This is a genomic window from Deinococcus pimensis DSM 21231, from assembly GCF_000519345.1.
Lineage (GTDB): Bacteria > Deinococcota > Deinococci > Deinococcales > Deinococcaceae > Deinococcus_A > Deinococcus_A pimensis.
On sequence record NZ_KI912635.1, the window covers coordinates 11,475 to 14,453 of the forward strand.

A 2,979-nucleotide genomic window follows, 5' to 3' on the forward strand; every position below is an offset into this window, starting at 1 on the left:
GCGCGCAGCGAGACGTTCACGGTTCCCGTGTCGGGCGACGCGGCCCAGGCGCGCGCGGCGGCGGCGGTGTCGGCGCGCGCGCCCGGCACGTCGGGGCGGACGACGTAGCGGGTCTTGTCGAAGGCGACGGCGGCGTCCTTCGGTGAGGTGTTGAGGTCCGCGACGAGCGTGTCGAGCGCGGCGCGCGCGGCGCCCTCGTCGAGCTTGCCGAACACCCGCGCGTCCTCGCCGGGCGCGGGACGGGCGAAGCGGGCGGAGACGCCGTCCCCGGTGTCGAAGAGCGTGGCGACCGTGCGGTCCACGTCGGGCGTCCAGCCGTAGTCGGCGGCGTCCACGGTCCAGGCGCGGTCGCCCGCGCGGACCGTGACGGTCGGGGCGTTCACGGCGGCGTCCGCGAGGGCGGCGCGGACGCCGTTCTCGTCGAGCCCGCCGAGGTCGAGTCCGGCGAGGACGGTGCCCTCGGGCAGGACGTGGGGGGTGCGGGCGAGGGCGGTGAGGCCCAGCGCGAACCCGGCGGTGAGGGTGGTGAGCAGGGCGGCCAGGGTGAGCTTGGTGCGCTGGGCCTTCTTGGAATCCATCGTGACCATCTTAAGGGCAGGTGAAGCGGGGACGGGTGAGCAGGACCGCCGCGTTTCGGAACCCCGCACACGACAGCCCGCCTTGATTCGGCTACACTGACGGAAACAAACGGTTGTTCGGGTCAAGCCCGAACGTTCCCGCCCCCGCACGAGGTCCCCATGTACGATCCCACCCCCGACCAGCGCGTCATCCTCGACGCCCTCAGGAACTTCCTCCGCACCCGCGTCGCGCCCGGCGCCGCCGAACGCGACCAGACCGGCGAGTTCCCCCTCGACCTCGCCCGCGAGCTCGGCGAGATGGGCGTCATGGGCGCCCAGACGCCCGAGGCCTACGGCGGCAGCGAGCTCGACACCGCCACCTTCGCGATGATCATCGAGGAGATCGCCGCCGTCGACGGCAGCCTGTGCCTCACCGTCGCCAGCCACAACTCCCTCTGCCAGGGCCACATCCTCGTCGCGGGCACCGAGGAGCAGAAGCGCCGCTTCCTCCCCGACCTCGCGAGCGCCCGCAAGCTCGGCGCCTGGGGCCTCACCGAGCCCGCCAGCGGCAGCGACTCCGGCGGGCTCGCCACCCGCGCCGTGCAGCAGGACGACGGCTCCTGGGTCCTGAACGGCAGCAAGAACTTCATCACGCAGGGCAGCGTGGGCGGCACGTACGTCATCCTCGCCCGCACCGACCCCGCCCGCCCGGGCCGCAGCAAGAACGACGGCATCAGCGCCTTCGTCTTCAACCGCGACGAGGTGCAGGGCTTCAGCATCGGACGCAAGGAGGACAAGCTCGGCCTGCGCTCCAGCGACACCGCCCAGCTCATCTTCGAGGACATGCGCCTCCCCGAGGACGCGCTCCTCGGCACGCGCGGACAGGCCTTCAAGGACGTCATGAAGGTCCTCGACGGGGGCCGCATCGGCATCGGCGCGATGGGCCTCGGCCTCGGGCGCGCCGCCTTCGAGTTCGCCGCGCGCTACGCCTCCGAACGCGAGCAGTTCGGCCAGCCCATCGCGATGAACCAGGGCATCGGCTTCAAGCTCGCCGACATGGACACCCAGCTGGAAGCGGCGCGCCTGCTGATCCGCAAGGCCGCCGACCTCAAGGACGCCGGCAGGGACTTCACGGTCGCCGCCGCGCGCGCCAAGCTCTTCGCGTCCGAGGTGGGCGTCCGCGCCTGCGACGAGGCCATCCAGATCCTCGGCGGGTACGGCTACGTCAAGGAGTACCCCGTGGAGCGCTTCTGGCGCGACAACCGCCTCACCCGCATCGGGGAGGGCACCAGCGAGGTGCAGCGCCTCATCATCAGCCGCGCCATCATCGCGAAGCACAAGCAGGACGTCGTCGGGGCGTAGACCGCCGCCGAACGGGGAAGGGCGCCCCGACCGGGGCGCCCTTCCCCGTCGCGCTCACTCCTCCAGGTCGTAGACGATGCGTTCCAGCCCGTCCACGCTGCGCAGGCGCACGCCGCCCTGCTCGTGCTTGACGAGGCCGTTCTTCTCGAGCTTGCGCACGACGCGCGCCACCGTCTCGCGCGACGCGGAGAGGCGCAGCATCAGGTCCGTCTGGTTGAGCGGCAGCAGGTCCGGCTGGGCTTCCCCGGCGGCGCCACGCTGGTGGTAGAGGTTCACGAAGACGTGCGCCATGGTGGCTTCCGTGCTGATGCCGAGCGCGATGAGCTCGTCGTTGAGGCTCGCGACGCGGTCCGCGAGGATGGTCGCGAGGTTCCACAGCACCTTCGGGGAGCGCGTGAGGAGCTGCTCGAACTCCGCGCGGTGCAGCATGAGCGCGGAGACCTCGGTGTCGGCGACGACGGTGGCGCTGCGACCGCGCCGCGAGAGGACGCTGATCTCGCCGAACACGGCGGGCGCGTAGAGGAAGCCCAGGACGCGTTCGCGTCCGCCGAGGCTGACGCGTGTGACGCGCGCGCGTCCTGCCGTGACGAGGAAGAGCGCCTCGCCCTGCGCCTCCTGCGAGACGAGGACGTCTCCGGGGTGGAAGTGGCGTTCGATGACGGACTGCTCGGCCATCGAGACTGCTTCGGGGGGAACGTCGTGGAACAGCGGGGACTGAAGCAGGAGGTCACGCCGTGACATGGCCCCTATCGTACCGTGGGGCGCCTCGGGTTGGAAAGGTGCGCTTTTTTTCTCAACCTCCGGATAGGTGGAGAGGCGAACGCGCTACCATGCCCGGGTGATGCCCGCCCTGTCCGCCCGGAACCTCGTCCACGAGTACGGCAGCTTTCGCGTTCTGCACGGCGTGAGCCTCGACGTCGCGCCCGGCGAGGTCGTCGCGGTGGCCGGGCCCTCGGGCAGTGGGAAGTCCACCCTGCTGCACCTGCTCGGCGGCCTCGACCGGCCCACGGCCGGCGAGGTGCTGTGGGCCGGGGAGCGCGTCGACGGTCTCGACGGCGAG

The 2,979-nt window shown here is 71.7% G+C and carries 4 protein-coding genes; 2 read left to right on the forward strand and 2 right to left on the reverse strand.

The features are described 5' to 3' along the window. On the reverse strand, positions 1-578 hold a 578-nt coding region (locus tag DEIPI_RS29280), incomplete at its 3' end, for a peptidoglycan binding domain-containing protein (RefSeq protein WP_211238261.1). A gap of 159 nt (positions 579-737) precedes the next feature. Here DEIPI_RS29280 and DEIPI_RS0107110 point away from each other — a divergent pair. Continuing rightward, entirely contained in the window at positions 738-1,919 is a 1,182-nt protein-coding gene (locus DEIPI_RS0107110) for an acyl-CoA dehydrogenase family protein (RefSeq protein WP_027481316.1), read from the forward strand. A 54-nt stretch (positions 1,920-1,973) separates the two neighbouring features. Here DEIPI_RS0107110 and DEIPI_RS0107115 read toward each other — a convergent pair whose 3' ends face one another. Beyond that, positions 1,974-2,660: a Crp/Fnr family transcriptional regulator gene (locus tag DEIPI_RS0107115; protein ID WP_045233835.1), complete on the reverse strand. Its 687-nt coding sequence runs from the start codon at positions 2,658-2,660 to the stop codon at positions 1,974-1,976. 100 nt (positions 2,661-2,760) lie between these two features. On the opposite strand from DEIPI_RS0107115, the gene DEIPI_RS0107120 reads away from it, so the two are divergent. Further along, positions 2,761-2,979 (forward strand): ATP-binding cassette domain-containing protein (locus DEIPI_RS0107120; protein WP_027481318.1); only part of this gene is annotated, 219 nt, incomplete at its 3' end.